Origin of the sequence: Nocardia sp. NPDC024068 (assembly GCF_040638875.1) — a bacterium.
Taxonomy (GTDB): domain Bacteria; phylum Actinomycetota; class Actinomycetes; order Mycobacteriales; family Mycobacteriaceae; genus Nocardia.
The window spans coordinates 19,494-19,836 of record NZ_JBEZYU010000075.1 but is presented as its reverse complement, the minus strand read 5'-3'; the positions used below and the strand labels follow the sequence as shown (position 1 = coordinate 19,836).

Genomic DNA, 343 nt, shown 5'->3' with positions numbered 1-343 from the left:
GCTGTCAGCCCTCGAAACGAAGCGGCGCAGCCGCCAGTCTCGAGGGCTGACAGCAGACGCTAAGGGGGCCGAACCCCGCGCGCGCCAGCGCGCCAATAAACACAGCACCTTGGCGGGCAAGGTCACCTGCCCCACCTTGGCGGGTAAGGCCACCTCCCCCACCTTCGCGAGCAAGGCCACCTCCTCACCTTGGCGGGCAAGGCCACCTCCTCACCTTCGCGGGTAAGGCCACCTCCCTCACCTTCGCGAGCAAGGCCACCTCCCCCACCTTCGCGAGCAAGGCCACCTCCCCCACCTTCGCGGGCAAGGTCACCTCCCCCACCTTGGCGGGCAAGGTCACCTG

General features: G+C 68.8%; 1 protein-coding gene. It reads right to left on the bottom strand.

Translation table 11 applies throughout. The features are described 5' to 3' along the window. Positions 1-180: hypothetical protein (locus AB0F41_RS29290; RefSeq protein WP_357429405.1), on the bottom strand; the 180-nt coding region annotated here is incomplete at its 3' end. Between the last annotated feature and the right edge of the window lie 163 nt (positions 181-343).